20 protein-coding genes and 2 pseudogenes are annotated in these 17,023 nt (G+C 33.0%); 13 read left to right on the plus strand and 9 right to left on the minus strand.

Annotated features, from left to right (window positions below; genetic code table 11):
• The first annotated feature begins 160 nt into the window (after positions 1–160).
• Together PLX19_RS17330 and PLX19_RS17335 are read left to right on the plus strand one after the other, a co-directional pair.
• Entirely contained in the window at positions 161–547 is a 387-nt protein-coding gene (locus PLX19_RS17330; RefSeq protein ID WP_272189987.1) for an alpha/beta fold hydrolase, read from the plus strand.
• A gap of 8 nt (positions 548–555) precedes the next feature.
• Entirely contained in the window at positions 556–912 is a 357-nt protein-coding gene (locus tag PLX19_RS17335; RefSeq protein WP_442869065.1) for an alpha/beta hydrolase family protein, read from the plus strand.
• A 184-nt stretch (positions 913–1,096) separates the two neighbouring features.
• Here PLX19_RS17335 and PLX19_RS17340 read toward each other — a convergent pair whose 3' ends face one another.
• Positions 1,097–1,981, minus strand: a complete 885-nt coding sequence (locus tag PLX19_RS17340; RefSeq protein ID WP_272189989.1) for a GNAT family N-acetyltransferase — start codon at positions 1,979–1,981, stop codon at positions 1,097–1,099.
• Between the two features lie 616 nt (positions 1,982–2,597).
• On the opposite strand from PLX19_RS17340, the pseudogene PLX19_RS17345 reads away from it, so the two are divergent.
• The 5 genes and pseudogenes from PLX19_RS17345 to PLX19_RS17365 all read left to right on the plus strand — a co-directional run bounded on the left by PLX19_RS17345 (position 2,598) and on the right by PLX19_RS17365 (position 6,914).
• Positions 2,598–3,350, plus strand: a pseudogene (locus PLX19_RS17345) (class I SAM-dependent methyltransferase).
• A gap of 274 nt (positions 3,351–3,624) precedes the next feature.
• Complete coding sequence (cspD, locus tag PLX19_RS17350) at positions 3,625–3,828, plus strand: cold-shock protein CspD (RefSeq protein ID WP_000176366.1); 204 nt, start codon at positions 3,625–3,627, stop codon at positions 3,826–3,828.
• Between the two features lie 87 nt (positions 3,829–3,915).
• Positions 3,916–4,101, plus strand: coding sequence for a cold-shock protein (locus tag PLX19_RS17355; protein WP_020061359.1), 186 nt, complete (start codon positions 3,916–3,918; stop codon positions 4,099–4,101).
• A gap of 302 nt (positions 4,102–4,403) precedes the next feature.
• Positions 4,404–5,141 (plus strand): ZIP family metal transporter, encoded by a 738-nt coding sequence (locus tag PLX19_RS17360; protein WP_272190008.1) that lies wholly within the window; start codon positions 4,404–4,406, stop codon positions 5,139–5,141.
• A gap of 82 nt (positions 5,142–5,223) precedes the next feature.
• Positions 5,224–6,914 (plus strand): annotated as a pseudogene (locus tag PLX19_RS17365) (pyruvate oxidase).
• 132 nt (positions 6,915–7,046) lie between these two features.
• On the opposite strand, the gene PLX19_RS17370 reads toward PLX19_RS17365, so the two are convergent.
• From PLX19_RS17370 to PLX19_RS17395, 6 genes are all read right to left on the minus strand, one after another.
• Positions 7,047–7,454, minus strand: coding sequence for an NUDIX hydrolase (locus PLX19_RS17370; RefSeq protein WP_272190009.1), 408 nt, complete (start codon positions 7,452–7,454; stop codon positions 7,047–7,049).
• Between the two features lie 33 nt (positions 7,455–7,487).
• Positions 7,488–8,120: a YdbC family protein gene (locus PLX19_RS17375; RefSeq protein WP_272190010.1), complete on the minus strand. Its 633-nt coding sequence runs from the start codon at positions 8,118–8,120 to the stop codon at positions 7,488–7,490.
• A gap of 121 nt (positions 8,121–8,241) precedes the next feature.
• Positions 8,242–8,553: a hypothetical protein gene (locus tag PLX19_RS17380; protein ID WP_272190011.1), complete on the minus strand. Its 312-nt coding sequence runs from the start codon at positions 8,551–8,553 to the stop codon at positions 8,242–8,244.
• Positions 8,553–9,116, minus strand: coding sequence for a MarR family winged helix-turn-helix transcriptional regulator (locus tag PLX19_RS17385; RefSeq protein WP_272190012.1), 564 nt, complete (start codon positions 9,114–9,116; stop codon positions 8,553–8,555). Before PLX19_RS17385 ends, PLX19_RS17380 begins: the two co-directional genes overlap by 1 nt.
• Before the next feature lie 98 nt (positions 9,117–9,214).
• The gene (locus PLX19_RS17390) at positions 9,215–10,267 is read right to left on the minus strand and encodes a metallophosphoesterase (RefSeq protein WP_272190087.1); all 1,053 of its coding nucleotides are present in this window, start codon (positions 10,265–10,267) and stop codon (positions 9,215–9,217) included.
• Between the two features lie 268 nt (positions 10,268–10,535).
• Positions 10,536–11,072 carry a DinB family protein gene (locus PLX19_RS17395; protein ID WP_272190013.1) on the minus strand — a complete coding sequence of 179 codons (537 nt, stop codon included), beginning with the start codon at positions 11,070–11,072 and terminating at the stop codon, positions 10,536–10,538.
• 516 nt (positions 11,073–11,588) lie between these two features.
• Between PLX19_RS17395 and PLX19_RS17400 the strand changes: the two genes are divergently transcribed.
• The 3 genes from PLX19_RS17400 to PLX19_RS17410 all read left to right on the plus strand — a co-directional run bounded on the left by PLX19_RS17400 (position 11,589) and on the right by PLX19_RS17410 (position 13,333).
• Entirely contained in the window at positions 11,589–12,143 is a 555-nt protein-coding gene (locus PLX19_RS17400) for a GNAT family N-acetyltransferase (RefSeq protein WP_272190014.1), read from the plus strand.
• 40 nt (positions 12,144–12,183) lie between these two features.
• Positions 12,184–12,705, plus strand: a complete 522-nt coding sequence (locus PLX19_RS17405; RefSeq protein ID WP_272190015.1) for a transposase — start codon at positions 12,184–12,186, stop codon at positions 12,703–12,705.
• Positions 12,706–13,030: 325 nt separating this feature from the next.
• Positions 13,031–13,333, plus strand: a complete 303-nt coding sequence (locus PLX19_RS17410) for a contact-dependent growth inhibition system immunity protein (protein ID WP_272190016.1) — start codon at positions 13,031–13,033, stop codon at positions 13,331–13,333.
• Positions 13,334–13,460: 127 nt separating this feature from the next.
• Here the strand turns inward: PLX19_RS17410 and PLX19_RS17415 are convergent, their stop codons facing one another.
• Positions 13,461–14,195, minus strand: coding sequence for a MerR family transcriptional regulator (locus PLX19_RS17415; RefSeq protein ID WP_272190017.1), 735 nt, complete (start codon positions 14,193–14,195; stop codon positions 13,461–13,463).
• A 567-nt stretch (positions 14,196–14,762) separates the two neighbouring features.
• On the opposite strand from PLX19_RS17415, the gene PLX19_RS17420 reads away from it, so the two are divergent.
• The 3 genes from PLX19_RS17420 to PLX19_RS17430 all read left to right on the plus strand — a co-directional run bounded on the left by PLX19_RS17420 (position 14,763) and on the right by PLX19_RS17430 (position 16,328).
• Complete coding sequence (locus PLX19_RS17420) at positions 14,763–15,059, plus strand: hypothetical protein (RefSeq protein ID WP_272190088.1); 297 nt, start codon at positions 14,763–14,765, stop codon at positions 15,057–15,059.
• A gap of 286 nt (positions 15,060–15,345) precedes the next feature.
• Positions 15,346–15,693, plus strand: coding sequence for a hypothetical protein (locus tag PLX19_RS17425; protein WP_272190018.1), 348 nt, complete (start codon positions 15,346–15,348; stop codon positions 15,691–15,693).
• A 296-nt stretch (positions 15,694–15,989) separates the two neighbouring features.
• Positions 15,990–16,328, plus strand: coding sequence for a hypothetical protein (locus PLX19_RS17430; RefSeq protein ID WP_272190019.1), 339 nt, complete (start codon positions 15,990–15,992; stop codon positions 16,326–16,328).
• Positions 16,329–16,548: 220 nt separating this feature from the next.
• Here PLX19_RS17430 and PLX19_RS17435 read toward each other — a convergent pair whose 3' ends face one another.
• Entirely contained in the window at positions 16,549–16,854 is a 306-nt protein-coding gene (locus tag PLX19_RS17435; RefSeq protein WP_272190020.1) for a hypothetical protein, read from the minus strand.
• Positions 16,855–17,023: the final 169 nt, after the last annotated feature.

Below are 17,023 nucleotides of genomic sequence, written 5' to 3' on the forward strand. Positions count from 1 at the left end.
ATTTATATTTCTCTATATCCAAGAACTCTCTCTAAAATTGTTCCATCACAAATCAAATTAAAAATACTTTCCAATTCTATTTTGCACAAATTCGTTTTAGCAGATACACTGTAATTAATTCTTGAAATTAAAATTTTCAAATAATTAAAGAGGTGTGAGCATGTATAAGAAACAACTCATGAATTCCAATAACATCAATTATTTATTATTTGAACCTGTTCATTATAATAAACATGTTACAGTTATTATTTATCATGGTTGGGGTTCAAGTATATACAATCAAACTTTTTTCGCAAATATTTTAGCAAATTTCGGCTACACTGTTATAATTCCTGAAATTATATACCATGATTCTAGACAACCTTTGTTGAATTATTTTTCTAAAACAATTATGGAACAATATTTTTGGAAAACGATTTTGCAATCTGTTGAAGAGGTACCAATGTTTATTCACGGCCTTTCCCTTTCTGACCATAAACTGATTGTCTTCGGAAGTTCTATGGGGGGTTTATTGCTTCTGGTGCTTTTGTTCAAGAACACCAAATAGAAGCTCTAATTAATGTAAATGGTTCAGGTGCTTGGTTAACTTCTGAAGAAATGTTTCAAAAACAAGGTTCCGATGCTTACAGTGATATCGATGCTATCAAGCGATTAGACCCTATTAACTTTTTACATAATTTTAAAAATAGACCTATCCTATTACTTCACGGCCTGGAAGATCAAATTATTTCTCCAATTGGGCAGCAAACTTTTTATGAACAAGCTCTAGCATATGGAGAAATTGAAAATACTAATCTCTCACTTACTCTCTATCCTCACATAAACCACTCTATTAGCTTACCAATGCTAGAAAATGTCGTGAATTGGATAGAAGAAAAATTCGTTATATCAAAAAACACTCATCAATCATAAAAAGATGAGTGTTTCTTTCTTTATGCAAAGTACTGTTCTAGAAAAACCAAATTTTATATCCAATCTATGCATCTCCAAAAAATTCAACATATCAATTGTAAAAATTGAAAATAACAGCGCATATAATATCCATTATTCTAGAACTAACGTTATGTTCTGTATATTTTAACAATTCTAGCGAAAATCAAAATTCAGCTAGGATTGGAAACTTACTCTCATTAAATTCAACAGGAATTTCTCCTCTTACCATTAAATGTTTATTTGATTCATATAGTTTTAAATCAGCATTCTCCACCCCTAATTGATCAGGAGAGAAATAAAACTCAATTGTGTGGAATGCTTCTGGAATTACCGCACATAATTCATCTAAAATAGGCATCAGCTCACTTATTACTCCATATAACTTCAACACACCCTCTTCAATTTCATATACAAGTATAGCGTTGAGTTCTTCTGAAAAATAAAGTTTCTTGTTCCATTTTTCATCATACATATTTAAGTAGAAAGATGACTGATAGTGTAACGGTGCAAAAACTCGTGAAAGGCATTCTTTATTTTCAAATACATCTTTCATAATCTGCACATCTTTTTCATCAAAAAAGTCTAATTTTCGAATAGATGATAACCTTTGCTCATTCTTTTCATACTTCATAATTGAAATATATTCTTTAACTACTTTAAAACCAAATGGTGTATATAGCTCTGGTGTTTCTGTAAATAAAAATGAATAGTTATATTGCTCATCAATCTTTTTCAACACTTCATCAAACAACTGCTTCATAAAACCTTTATTTCGATAATTAGGGTGTGTCATTACAGATTGAATACCAGCTGCTTTTATACGTTCTCCGCCCGCCATCATTGGCATTGAAAACATAGATACATTTGCAATTGCTACATCTTCTTCAAATAAAGTTAACGGTGAGTATGTTTCATTCCAAAATCCTTTTTCATAAAAATCTTGTAATGTATGTGTTGGAATGTGAAATACTCTTTCAAACAAATCGTACAATCGCTCTCTTCGCTCATTTTCAAACGTGTAATTAGCACAAACCATAATTTTATCCATGTTGTTCCTCCGCTTGCAAATTACTACTTATTCCCCTTACTTTTTGGCTATAAATATTATGAAGTGATGTAAAGAATAAGTGCTATATTTCAACATATTATCACAAATTTTTTAAAAAAGTTCTATATTAATAAAAATATTTTCCGTTACATTAAAGTTGAATATAAGAATATTATTATATATTAATATAATAATTATAAATAAAACACTGTGAACACTTGGTTTTAATGGATATTTCAAACTAAAAATAATTAATCAGATTTGAATTTTATTTTTATTTTTTCATTTCTATTTTCGTTTTTTTATTTCCTTCATTGTCTTTTACCTAATTCTTTTTATCCTATTTTTTTATTTTTTTTAAAAATTTTTCATTTTAATTCTCCATGTAATAAATCTTTATAATTCATAACGTCATTCGAAAACCATATAAAATTCTAAGTTTCTTAATTTTCATTTGCTTCTCAATAATACTAGTTTAAAATAATTCATACCGTATTTTATTTAGAAAGGAAATTTACATATGTATCACTATGTAACAGACATATAGTAACTGTAATGCGTGTCGTGGACCTCCTTTTATATTCAAACTATAAGATGTAAATTAGGAGGGCTAACCATGAAAGATACTTTTTATCATTTTGTTAAACAAGCTAATACACCATTTCAAGGATGGAATTTCTCGTTTTTAACAGATACCGGAAGACTAAGTACAGAGCCACTTCCGCGGAGCTATTCATCCATAGTATTACAATATATCCATAATGTAGATAACATGCTTGACATGGGAACTGGTGGTGGTGAATTTTTATCTTTACTAACCCCGCTTCCTGCTAGAACTGCAGTACCAGAAGGATACGCTCCCAATATCGCTTTGGCAAAAGCTAAGATCGAACCTTTAGGTATATCTGCTCATGCAATCGAGGATGATACACATTTGCCATTTGCTAACGAACAATTTGATTTGATTATTAACAAACATGAATCATATTGTGAAACAGAAGTAAAAAGAATTTTAAAACCGAACTGTATTTTTATTATTCAACAAGTCGGTGGATTAGATAATTTGGAATTAAACCACCTACTTCATGCATATACTGAAAGTGAGTACAATTATTGAGATATGCAATATGCCTCCTCAAAACTGAAACAATTTGGATTTCAAATCCTTAAACAGCAGGAATGTTTCCCCTATCAACGATTTTACAACATCGGAAGCATTATATATTATTTAAAAGCAATTCCATGGCAAATCCCTGATTTTTCGGTATCAAAATATGAAGAACAATTGCTTCATGTCCATAACCACATTCAACAAAATAGATTTATTGAAGTAAAAGCACATCGCTTTTACATCATTGCTTCTTTTTAATTCATCGCCTCTCCAAGCTAATTCATTACATATGGAGAAGCAGTATACTAGTAAAACCAAAAATGTTACCATCACTTGCAATATTTCTCATTTCATTGTAAAATGAAACCATAGTATACGATATGCAGGCAAATCCACTTCACATATTATCAAGCATCAATAGGGATGATATGCGTTCCTTATGGGTTTTTGATAATATGTGAATTTTTATTTTGCTTAGAAATAAGACGGATCATATTACACTTATTTTCTTTATTTTTAGGAGGCATTTACCATGACATTAACAGGTAAAGTAAAATGGTTTAACAGCGAAAAAGGTTTCGGATTCATCGAAGTTGCAGACGGAAACGACGTATTCGTTCACTTCTCAGCTATTACTGGCGACGGTTTCAAATCTCTTGATGAAGGTCAAGAAGTAAGCTTCGAAGTTGAAGAAGGCAACCGCGGACCTCAAGCTAAAAACGTTGTAAAGCTATAATTTAGACAATAAAAGGGTTGTTAACACGAACGGTTAACAACCTTTTTAATTATATAAACACTTATTTCACATAAAAGGAGTGGTCTCGTGTATCGTAACAAAAAGAATGACGTTGCAGAAGTAGCACCGGAAGAAATCCCAGTTTGGGAATGTGAGTCAGAGGAATGCTTAGGGTGGATGCGAAAAAACTTCGCATTTGAAGAGCACCCAAAATGCCCTTTATGTGGAAGTGAAATGAAAAGCGGAGAACGTTTATTGCCTCGATTGGGATAAAATATTTGTAAAACCCTTGCAGAATATTCTCTGCAAGGGTTTTTTATGCTTTCAAGTTTGACTCCAAATCTATATGAATAACTCCCCCTCTTCAATTTTGGGACTAACCTCTTCTTGACCATAATAAGTTGTTATAAAGTAAACTTATAATAATTGAACTTTTCCTCCCATGTCTAATTATAAATTGAACCAGCCAAGCATTATGTTAGCAGCTAGCTCCCCACTATTTTCTTTTTTGAAAACATTGAGATAAGAGCGTTACTACTTAAAAATTGAGAGATAAAAAAATGGAGTGTGATTTTATGGAGCGAATTTTATTTCCGATAATTGTTACGTTTTTTTCATTTGGAGGGTTGTTATTTGGCGGAATTGTTGGTCTTACAACTAAACGGATAATTGAAAAACAAACATATCACTTATATGCTCTTTGCGGAGGGATTCTACTTGGATTATTACTAATAGAAATCATTCCAGAAACATTCTCGAGTTATGAAATAATCGGCCCTATCCTCGGTAGTACTATTGGAATTTTAATGATGCGTTTAATTGATCACTACTGTCATCATTTTATGGTACATAATTATGATAAACAAACATGGCAACCGTTTTTATTTCTTTCCTTTGCAATTTTTATCCACAATCTGCCTAGCGGTTTTGCGTTAGGAACTGCTTTTACAACGCATCATGAATCTACTATTTCTTTCTTACTAGCCATTATTATTCATCACGTTCCTGAAGGTCTTGCTTTAATTATCTCTTTCCTATTTACAGAGCATAAATATATATCTTTCATCTTAATCATCCTCTTTTTATCAATCATTCTTGGTTTAAGCACAGCGTTTGGTATGATTATTAACAGCAAAACGATTCATTTACCAGGCTTAATAATGGGAAGCGCCATCGGTTCTTTAGGATATGTAACACTCCATGAAATGCTTTGGAAAGCAAAAAAACACTTATCATTATCCTCTTTCCTTTCTTGGACTTTTGTTGGATGTTTACTTATTATCGTTTTTTTGCCTTTTATAAGTCATCATTAAAAGAGAACTTCCCTAACTGTTTGTATATTTTACCTTTTTCTCCAAAACATAATAGTATCTCAGTATGTAAGGAGGAAGTTCCATGTTTCAAAAAACTGCTGGTGAAGTACTGATTGATTTATTAATCGAATGGGGCGTCGATCACATATATGGAATGCCCGGTGATTCCATTAATTCTATTGTCGAGCCACTTCGTAAAGCGCAAGATAAAATTAAATTTATTCAAGTTCGTCACGAAGAAGCTGGCGCTTTAGCAGCTGCTTCTTATGCAAAATTAACTGGTAAACTCGGCGTATGTATGGCAATCGCTGGGCCAGGTGCTATACATTTACTCAATGGATTGTACGATGCTAAATTAGACCAAGCGCCTGTCCTTGCTATTACTGGTCAAATTGAGTCAGATTTAATTGGAACTGGCTTTTTTCAAGAAGTAAATTTAGAAAGAATGTTTGATGATGTCGCCGTTTATAACCAGCGCATCATGTCAGCGGAACAACTTCCCGCTGTAGTAAACCAAGCCATTCGCATGGCTTATACTAAAAAAGGGGTATCTGTTCTTACCATTCCAGATGATATTCAAAAATTTGAGGTAGATGCAAAAGCGCGGATTACCACACCTGCTTTTACGATGCCAGAATTATTCCCAAAGCAGCACGATTTAGAAACAGCTATTACTGCATTAAATGAAGCAAAAAAACCTGTAATACTAGCAGGAAAAGGCGCAAGAGATTCAAAGGAACCGTTACTTGCTTTTGCCGAGAAAATTGGAGCGCCTATTGTATTAACACTTCCAGCCAAAGGAGTAATTCCAGATGAGCATTCACTTTGCTAGGTTTAATTGGGACAAAGCCTGCATATGAAGCTATGCAACATGCAGATACACTCATTATGGTCGGCACCTCTTACCCATTCACAGGTTTCTTACCAGAAAAGGCCAAAACGCTTCATATCGACACAGATCCAGCACAAATTGGTAAACGTTATCCAACAGATATTGGGCTTGCTGGTGATGCTGCTAAAACTTTAAAGTGGCTCACGCAAAATATTGAAAAACATACTGACCACTCATTTTTAGAACACCATCAGGAACTAATGAAGAAATGGAAAGAGAAATTGCACAATCAAGAAAACGAAACCTCTGTTCCAATTAAACCTCAAAGAGTAATGCACGCACTACAGCAAGTTGCAGATGATAATGCTATTTTATCAGTAGATGTTGGGAATGTAACGGTTTGGACGGCACGTCATTTCCGTATAACAAATCAACGTTTTATTTTATCAAGTTGGTTAGCAACACTTGGTTGCGGTCTTCCTGGAGCGATTGCTGGACAGATTGCTTACCCAAATAAACAAGTTTTCGCAATTTGTGGCGATGGTGGATTTGGGATGACGATGAACGACTTTGTAACAGCTGTAAAATATAGACTTCCCATTGTTGTAGTCGTATTAAATAACCATAAAATCGCTATGATTAAATTTGAACAAGAAGTAATGGGGAATATTGAATTTGGGACAGAACTTACCAATCCAAATTTCGCGAAATACGCTGAAATTTGCGGTGGAGTCGGTTACCGCGTTGAAAAGCCCGAAGAATTGATGCCTGCTTTTGAACAAGCTGTAAAACAAAACAGACCATGTATTATCGACGTACTCGTTGATGTCAACGAAGCTCCAATGCCTGCAAAAATTACGTTTGCCCAAGCAGCCGGCTATACTAAGCACATGCTGAAAGAATTATTTGAAGAAGGAAAAATTGATTTACCCCCTTTATAAAGTGAAATTTCCATCAGTGGGGTTTTCTTCATCCCCCCTACTGATGGTTAGTTGAACCAATCGGGCTTTTACGGGCAGTAAGTATACTTTAATAGCTACTGTCTTATCTCAAAATAGAATATCTCGATTATCTTAAAAAGTCACGATGAACGGCTGATTCTCTTCATCTAAACAATGTAAAATGCGCTCTTTGAAATTTTTCCATGTTATCATTTGCAGCGCTTCTTCAATTGAAAAATATCCAACTTCTAAACTTTCACTACTTGTTGTAAATTGTCCTCCGATTGGCTTACCAACGAACAAATGATTGCAAATACACTGTGAAACATTTTGATACACTCCGCAGTATTTCACAATTTTAATATCAATGCCAGTCTCTTCTTTCGCTTCCCGAATAGCACCTGCTGGAATCGCTTCTCCTTCTTCCACTTGACCGCCAGGAAGTTCCCACCCTCGCTTTGGACCTTTTAATAGTAAAATTTCGTTTTTATCATTTAACACGACCGTTGCAGCACTTACAATATGTTTCGGATAAGGCATACCTACTCCTCCTTTAGACAAATCGCTAACATTCTACATACAATGAACAGGTAATACAGACCAAGAGCTAACAAGCGTTGTCTGCTTCCCTTCCAGATGTAGCACTTGTTGAGATGGATTTGCTGTATGTAGTAAATGCGGAAATATTTCTTTCACATAATGTCGATGTGCTGCTTCGTCTTTCCATAAAGATAAAACAATGTAACGATTAGAAGAAAGAGATCTTCCAACAATGCCGCCCATCAGTCCTTCTGCTCTCGCTATCCCTGGATTCCAAACTGTTTCTTGCATATGTAAAAATTGCTTTTCACTCTCTTGTTTTACATCACAAATTGCTACTCGTAAAAAGGAACTGTGTGCTAATGCTTCAACAAATGGAGTCTCTGTCATATCAAATATAGATTGATATAATTCTGTTTCACATGATGTATACGTACTCTCTTGGTTGTTATCATTAAAAATCTTATCGTGTGATTCATTCATAAAACTTTGATACATTTTCATATTTTCCCATAAACTAAATATGCAAGCCTCTGATTCATCCCATCCCCCGATTTGTCCGTAAAACCCATCTAATGACTTCAACTCGTCCCATTGTTCTTGGGCAGCTGAAAATAAGTCCTTTTTTTCGTCGCTAACTTTACAAATAATAGATTTAATTAACATCCAAATTTCCCCCTTAACTCCCGTGAAAGCTTGATTAAAACTCAATACTTTTATTTTAAAGGGGGTTGATAGAAATATCAAAATTTTATAAACAATAGAACCACTAAAAGAAATACACTTTTTATTCACTAACTAAATTTTCTTTTTTAAAGCTTATACTAAACATGAAAGCATTACTTATAATACTTACTACGCCTATCCAAAATAGCCAATTTGTTGCGGTCAACGAAGAAACAGCCATAATAAGTAGTGCAATAATAATTGATACACAATTGCCTACCCTGTTCCGTTTCTTGTTACGGTGAAACTTGTCTTTCGCTTGAGAAATTGATTCCTGGACTTTTTTCTTTACATAATAGACTTTTTCTTTCAACTTATTTTCAGTCTCTTTTGCTTTCTCATAAAAGACATTACTCAAATAAACTTTACTCATCATTCCGCCCCCCCATATCGTCGTCTTGAAAACTCAGCCAACACTTTTTCTTGATCATTTAACTGCACTTGTTCACCAACTTCGAGTTTGGCATTTTCTTCAAAACCATCTTGTTCTTCACCATCGAATCGATAGAGTTTTTGTAATAATCTCCAAAACGTTTCAATTTCATCAGTTGTGAAATCATGAAACATATCCGCTAAAAAATAAGTGGACTTTTCGGAACAAGTAATTAACGCTTTTTTTCCTTCAGGAGTAATCTCAATATTAATCGAACGTTTATCCATTTTACTCGGCACAGTTTTAACATATCCTTTTTTCACAAGGCCTGTAATTAACTTATTAGCGGTCTGCTTTGTTGTACCTAACTTTTTCGCAATATTAATAAGGGTCGTGGTTTCAATTGGCAAATGCGCAATAGCAATAAGAGCCATGTGTTGCCGAGAAGTTAATACCTCTAAATACTCATCCCCACGGGTTTGCACCTTATTGACAACCGAAAATAAAGTAGCGTAACTTTGTTGCATAAAATGTAGTTCTTTCATTAAACGATTGATATCCATATGTAACTCCCTTCCATTTTTCGTCAACATGGTTACTAATATAAACGATTTTACATATTATTCAAAAAAAGCAGCAAAGGTATCTTACCCCTTGCTACTTAATCAAATGTAAGCTCTATTTCAATAATCTCTGATCGGCTGCCAAGTCTTAACGGTGGCCCCCAAAAACCAAATCCAGAAGAAACAATCGCATGAAATGTGTGTCTCTGTACATATCCCCAATCTAATTCATACATTCTTCTTGTAATGATATGATTCGGTGCCATTTGTCCTCTATGTGTATGTCCAGACAGTAATACATCAACACCTGCTGCTTCAGCTTGTTTTAACTCAAATGGCTGATGATCCATTGCGATGACGGGAAGACTTTTATCTACAGTGCTCATTAATTCCTCGAAACTTTTCCGATCTCGGTCCGTCTTATCTCTTCTGCCTACAATATAAAACCAATCCTCTATTTTCACAACTTCATCTAATAAAATATTTACATCAATCTTATTCATTTCTTGCAAAAATTCAGGAATCGCTCCGCCGTAATATTCATGATTACCTAACACCCCATATACGCCAAGTGGGGCATGCATTTGCTTCATCACTTGTCCCATATTCTTTTTTATAAAATATTCTGGGTGATCGTCAATAATATCTCCAGGTAACAGTATAATATCTGGTTTCATATGATTTACATGATGAACCAATCTTTTCAAATGAGACAAGCCAGACAACTTACCAAAATGCATATCTGAAGCCATTGCAATTCGAAGTGTTTTACGGTTACTATCTTTTTCAGGTACATGAATCTCGTATTTTCGAACGATCGGACTATACGCATTAAATGTTCCATAAACAAAAATAAAAACAAAAGTAATGAGAACGATGATTCCAGTCCAAAAAATAGATTGTTCTTTCGGAAACGATAACCAATTTAAAATAAATACGGCTACATCCGCTATTGGCAAAAGAATGATTGCATATTGGATAACCGCAAACCAATAAGAACCAATTGTTCTAAGCGGTGAAGCAAACTTAATCAATCGATCTAGAATATAAGCGTATGATAATAGTGCAACTACAATCGCATAATATCCCCAAGATTGAATATGAAAAGTCGTATGAATCCAAATCCAGCCGTTCCAGCCAATGTAAATCATTAACAGCGTATATAAAGTAAATAAAATAAAAATATTTACTACATTTCTCGTTTTCAAAATATGCCCCCTCTTTTACAAGTTTTCATTACAAATATTTATATACTACACTAAATATAACAAATTACACTAAATATAACAAATCCCCCTCCGAATCATTGAGAATTTTATTTTGACACAAAAATTTTTATAATGCCACTAATACGACGTAAAACAAAAAGAGACTAATTCATCATTTTTACGAATCAATCTCTTTTTGTTATTTCATATTTCAACTGGATGGATAAGCAACAGAACTCAAATAACGTTCTTTTATAATTTTACGATGATGAAGCTCATGACCAGCAATAATGCATGCCAATGCCCGAACAGTAACCTCAGAGTTATTCGTAAACCCTCTTTGTAACCAAGCTTCTTCATCTAAACTTTTAAGTAAATGCATAGTAGCTTGACGAACAATTGTTAAGTTCGCAAGAAGACTTTGCATAGATTGTTTATCAAATGCTGCCCTAAGAACATACATATCATCGTTGTATCCAGGAAGCGGTGCCGTTTCGCCTCTCGCTATAGAAAGAAGTCGATATGCCATAATGCGTTCAGTATCCGCAATATGCCCGATTACCTCCTTTATACTCCATTTATTAGGAGCGTATCGAAAATGTCCTTCACTATCGGAAATATCCTTCAATAAGAGGTTCGTCTCTTTCATTTGATCTTCTAAAATATGTACGATATCTCCCTCTGGTAATAAATTTATGTATGTTGCATAATACGGGTTATATTCATTCGCTTCCGGTCTCTTTTTCATTTTCCCCATCCTTTTATTTTAACTTTATTATAAAATATTATCATACTAATCCCAAAAATTAAAATTCTAAAACAACGACATTAAAACTCTTTTTTAGACGAGCGAGAGCATCTGGCTATGCATAGAAACGGTTAGGGCCTTTTCCTGCCGGATGCAAAGTTTAAAACAAAAGGAGCAAGCATGTTGTATTCAGCAAAGCAGTAACTTGTATGTCAAAACATTAAAATGGATTTATAAAGAATGTTTGACTTTCTCCTCTTCTAATCTTGAAACGAACCTCAGCCAGCCTGTAAAAAAACTTTCTCAACTTCTAACCTATAGACTGCTCAATTATCAGCTGCTAACATAATAAGTGAGCTCCTAACGAGTTTCATTATCTGACGAAAGGACCTGTTTCGGACGCAGGTCCTTTTTTATTTGATCTACTAGATGACGTTCCAATGTATTTTTATACAAAAAACCTAAAAAATGGTATAATTCAACTTGATAGAATAGTTAGAAAGAGAGATGAAGAGAATGAAAGTTACATATTGGAGCGGCAATAAAGTACGATTACGGGCACCTCAAAAAGAAGACATTCATTTATTTAAAGAATTAGATGATGAAATACTTAAAAACCTTGATTCAATTGCTTTCCCACGCACAGAAGAACAAATTGAAGAGTGGATTTCCGAGATATCAAAAGGGGCTTCTACTGACTGTGATGACTTTTATTGGATTGCCGAAGATCACAATAAAAACATAATCGGGACAATTGACGTTGCGAATTGCGATTCTAAAAATGGAACATTTGACTACGGTATATCTGTATTCCCTTCTCATAGAGAGAAAGGATACGCGCAAGATATGATTATCACTATACTAAAACATTACTTCTTCGAGCTTAGATATCAAAAAGCAACCATTCAAATATATTCATTTAATACCGCTTCTATCCACCTTCATCGAAAACTTCAGTTTGTAGAAGAAGGCCGCTTAAGAAATATGATATATACAAATGGCGCATTCTATGATGAAATCTATTTCGGAATTACGAAAGACGAGTTTCAAGAGTTATATTTTCCTAAATGAATTTTACTTAATCCCATTATTTTTTACGGAGAGATGCAATTTGAATAAGTTACAAAAATGCTCTAAAGTGTTTATAATGTTTTTTATCCTTCATATTATATTTCTTATATTTTCTCCGAATAGAATAGTAGGTAGGACTGCCATTCAAAAAGATGATATAAAATTACATGTATACGCACAAGCTACTACAGGAGCACCTCAAAAAATTAGTGAAAGTGATTTAGCCATACTAAAAGAAAAAGTGAAAAATACATATCCGAATGTAGATTCTAGAGACATTGAATTAAAGGGCGACATCCCGTTCCGGCATGTTGCTGATCCAGCGTACATAGGAGATTTTACTGTATACGGAAAAGTTATAGGCACAACTCGAAACGAAACAAGCGGTGAAAATACCGTGGCAGTTTTAAAAGTTTCTTATTGGGACATGCCTATGTTTTGGTACCTATTTCATTATGACTCATACATAACTAAAGTAACGCTATATGTATTACTACCAATTTTTCTGATCGCATTGGTATTTAATATGATTTCTCTCCTAGCTAAAAATAGCTTTGATTAACGTTAAACATAAGCTACTCTACTGCCTCTATTCACAAATGCCGAAAACTAAAAAAGAACACATATTAAACATTAATAATATGTGTTCTTTTTCCTTAAACCCGACTTGTATCCTTTCCTTAACATCTACTTGTCAGTTTTGTGTGACAATCTATTCAATATTTCTTTATAAGTGACTTTTAATTACATTTAACCGAAATATTGTGGGTAAAAAATAAAACTATAAAAATTATTGTTTTAACGACCAATCTATTATTGTTTTAAAAAAAGAGAACCAAGGAAGTTTTATTATTACAGGATATCCAGAAAAGTAGCGGAGGACTTGTATGGAAGATACATATAGCCATTATGAAGAATTAGGTGATTTTTTAGCAGGAACATTTCACCAAGACATGAAATCACCTAAGGAAGCTCTTAATGAATTTATAATGGAAGTTACTAAAATCTGTATTGAAAACACTAAAAATGATATACTTTCATTTTTAAGCAGTAATTTAACTGATAGTGAAAAAGAGGAATTTATTAAATATAATGCTTATATTTATTTCCCTGGATTTAACTTAACACCTGTAGAATGGCTAAAGCAGACCCTTGAAATACTAAAAGAAGCTATAAAAAGTAAAGAATAAAATTGTACGAAACAAATTCGACTCATATCACATTGAGTCGGATTTACATTTTAATTTACATACTTTGATAAAGAATTATTCCCAGAAAAGACAGCAAGGGTAATATTCCTACTGCCTTAAAAAGTATTTATAAATTTTCTGCAACGACTAGTAAATAATATGATAATCCGATTTGCTGTTTTTCTAACATCTCTCTATGAAAATCATCTCGAAGGAAAAACTTTGTTTGATTCGTGTAATCTTCTTTGCTAATTGTATGACCGTTTTTATTTAAAAACTTGAGATGCTGTTTAACGACATCATGTACACTTGAATCGTCATACTTAACTCCATTTCTTAAAAATCCAGCCATTCTATCTGTGAAATTTTTTGCTTCAATAGCCATCTTATTCATATCAGTCACATTGATGGAATCAGTATTAAGGTCAAAATTATATTTTTCTTTTAAATGTGTTTTTTGCTTTTTAAGAGCATTTTTCCACTCTTCCTCTGTTTCAAATCCATTAAACATTAACTTATTGTCCATACTCTCACCCTTCTTTGTATATTTTAAAGATAATTTTATAGTTTCAATTAGCTGATGATACTTCTCAATTTTCTTTTCAAAAAGCATCATCTGTTTTTCTAAAGTACCGACCCTATTTGATTCTTCGTCTAACAAATTTTTAATTTCTAACAACGGGATATCCAACTCTTTATAAAAAAGAATTTCCTGTAATCTATTTAGTTCTTCTACACCATAATACCGATAGCCTGTTTCACCAATCTCATTAGGAATAAGCAAACCAACTTTATGATAGTGGTAAAGAGTCTTGATGGAAACGCCTGCTATATGTGATAAATCTTTAACTGTAAATTTCATTATGTCCTCCTTTCAAAATTAACTATGAAGTATTACCTAAGGTTAGAGTCAAGATTTTTTTTAGAAATTTCTTTATACGATTTAATTAATTGTATTGGATATAATACCACGTCTTGGACATTTGAGAATGCAAGAGATTATAACTATGCATATCCAGCACTATACCAATACATTGATTGAGGAAGATCACTACTCTAAAGGAACGATTAGTTTAACATTTCGTTTTATCCGGACATCATTAAAAAGAGCGAACACACTTAAACTTATAAGAAAAAAACAAATATTGAAACCGCTCGATCATTTTGAAATAGACGATATTAGAGAATTATTCGAGATCATAAAAGAGAAGGACGCCGAGTAAGCGTTCTTTTTATTGGAGAAATTTACCGTAATATTTGTTATACTTAACATAGATAAACTACGGGGATTTTTTCCGAATTGTAAGCGGAAGCAAATCGTACGTAAAGGTACAGAAAAATTACTTGTAGTATCTGTAAAAAGTTAACTTTGATTGAATCACGATAGTGAATTGTAGCTATAGTATTATAAAGTAGGTGCATTATTATGATGATTTGGAATGACACGAATACAGTAGGAGCCCTTGCTTTTCTATTTTTTATGATTTATCTTGCAACCGACCCGAGAGACTTAAGTTTATTAGCAATTCCGACTTACTTCGGTGGAATGTTAGTCACTCACTGGCTTACTGAAAATGGATTTCAAGATACATATATTTATACGATTTGGATTGTTATATACTCCCTTGTAATGATTTATCTTATCATCGCTTCAATTCGTCTAGGTATAAAAAACGTAGTCTATATTAAAGAAAAAATAAGAAAACATAGAGCTTTAAGGAAATAACGTAAAAAGAAGCCGCCCTCACAGACGGTTTTATTTTACTCTCACAGTAACGCGGCGACCATATCGTCTAAGAATTCCTCTTTTATATGTAAAAACACTGTTACCTCTTCTCTCGTCATACTACGAAATTCATGTATACTGTCCAGGACACGTAACCGATAATACATATAAAGGAGTAGGTCTAGATGGTATAGAAATTCTCATGTATATAGATAACAACGGGAAAATTATCTCTGCTCTCTCAAAAGAATAAATTCTATTTTTAATATAAGGGAGTATAATAGAAATGAAATATAGATATACTTTTAAAGTGCTTGATAATGAAATATTAATCATGAGGGTACCAAAGGAAATTAAACTTGTCGGAACCTTTTTATATGTTGAAGTTTCTGCATTTGGAGATTGGATTTTAGAAGAGATACATAGTGTTTTAAACGGGGAAAAAGATTATGGGGAAGTAAATGGCAACATTTGTGGTTTAGAGATTCGAAGAGATACAACTACGGTCCTAGACAATTTAGCTGAAGATGGTAAAGGTGAATTTTGTGAGATAGAAACGGTTGAATTAGTACATTTAATTCATATTTGGCTGGACAAACAAAAAGAGTTTGAAAAAGAGAAAGCACAGGAATAAAATAATAAATAAGGCTGACTTCTACATGAAGTCAGCCTTATTTATTACTTCACATACCGCCTACTATATATAGAACGGATTTTCCAGACACCTGGCGAACCGAAAACCTCCCCTGCCTCTAATAAAAATAGCCGGTATTATTCACCGACTATAATTTAAACGCTCAATTTGTAAAAGGAACTAAAAATACATATACGGTAAAACGGCAAACAGAATACAAATCCAAATGTTTCTTGATAATCAACTGGTAGGATTATATCAGCATTTCCAATTTATGAATAGGAGGATATATAACTATGAAATATAAGTATGAATTTAGTAAAGGACCTTTTGATATATTACTTATTAACTTACCTGAAGAAATCGCTTTAGTTGGTGAGTTTTTACGATCTGATGTTCATGGTATAGAGTGGATAGAAGAACTTGATAAAGTTTTGAATAAAGAAATTGATTGTGCAAATTTTGGTGGAAACTCTTGCGATTTGGAAGTTAAACCAGATTTCACTACGATTACACATCGTTATGTAGAAGATGAAGAGTACACTTGCGAAATCGAAACAATTGAATTAAAGAACCTGATGTTAGTATGGTTAGAAGAGTATGAGAATTACTTACAAAGCCGTGATTCCAACTAATGTAAGGTATTTATTAAATCCGACTCAATGTGATACGAGTTGGATTTGTTATTATTTTACACTTACATGCTTCTCACTATTAGTAATATAAAACACCTCTCCAGCTAACCTATTCATCATAAGTAACTCAACAACAAACAAAAAACCTTCCTACAAATTAATACGAAAGAGTGTCTTTTTCTTTTGCTTAGACCAAGTTAAAGAATGATATTGATTTTTACTATAATTCTGTATAACCCTTTTCTCCACCTAGAAACTTAAATCTATTCACACCGAATTTTTTAATTATATGTGCTTTCATTGCTTCAAAATCTTCACCAAAAGCAAGAATTGGATTTCTTAAAAAAGACATTTCTTCTTCTCCGTCATAAATTCTAGCTTTTATTATTTCTTTACCAGAGTGAAACAATATATTGATTCCTTTGTAATAATATTCGTAGTAGCCCTCCTCGTTCTTCTCACTCTTATCTTTGAACGGAATACATTTAATATAATAAATATTCCCACTAATATTTACCGATTCCATTTGAGATTCCTCCCCTTTATAAAATATGTATCATAAACCAGATCAACATCAATATACAGTAAATTCTTTACATAAAAAAAGACTCTGCAATTTTGCAGAGTCCCAAATTGCAAAATATAAACCTATTTAATATTATTAAAAATTACGGATGGAATAAGTGTTCTTCCGA

The organism is Bacillus sp. BP-3, from assembly GCF_028401955.1.
In the GTDB taxonomy this organism is placed as follows: domain Bacteria; phylum Bacillota; class Bacilli; order Bacillales; family Bacillaceae_G; genus Bacillus_A.